Below are 650 nucleotides of genomic sequence, written 5' to 3'. Positions count from 1 at the left end.
AGGTCCATCCTTGGGGACGATTGACAGCCGGCCTCCGTGAGCTTCCACGATCGATCGGCAGATCGAAAGACCCATTCCAAGACCACTGGCCTTGGTAGTGAAGAAGGGATCTAAGACGCGGTCCACGTCGTCCTCGGCGACCCCGACGCCGCAATCGCTCACGGCAAGTTGCACGTACCCCAGATCGTCCTTTGATGATTGAATCAGCAGCTCGCGCGTCCGGTCTGTAACCGCGTCCATGGCTTCGATTCCGTTCATCACCAGATTGATGATCACCTGTTGTAGCTGAATCCGGTCGCCGAGGATCGTAGGCAGCGCCGCCGTCAACTCAGTTCGTAACGTCACTCGGTGGCTCGCCAGCTCTCGTGTTACCAGCGCAATGACGTCCTTAGCCACCTCATTGATGTCGAGCGGCACCATTTCAATCTCGCCTTTCTTCGCGAGTGCGCGAACGCGGCGGATCACCTCGCTTGCCCGAACTGCATCTTCGATGATCCACTCCACCGAAGAGCGCGCGGCGGAAAGATTAGGAGGTTCGCGGCCCATCCAACCGAGGCACGCATCGGCGTTGCTGATAATAGCTGCGAGTGGCTGGTTTATTTCGTGTGCGATGGAAGTTGTCAGCTCTCCTAATGCCGTTACACGCGTCA

General features: G+C 57.8%; 1 protein-coding gene. It reads right to left on the bottom strand.

The features are described 5' to 3' along the window. The coding region (locus XI03_RS01565; protein WP_271591095.1) for a sensor histidine kinase at window positions 1-650 on the bottom strand (650 nt) is incomplete at both ends.

The sequence above is a fragment of the Bradyrhizobium sp. CCBAU 65884 genome (assembly GCF_028128835.1).
Lineage (GTDB): Bacteria > Pseudomonadota > Alphaproteobacteria > Rhizobiales > Xanthobacteraceae > Bradyrhizobium > Bradyrhizobium ottawaense.
The sequence above is the reverse complement of the archived record's forward strand: the minus strand, read 5'-3'. Positions and strand labels throughout refer to the sequence as shown.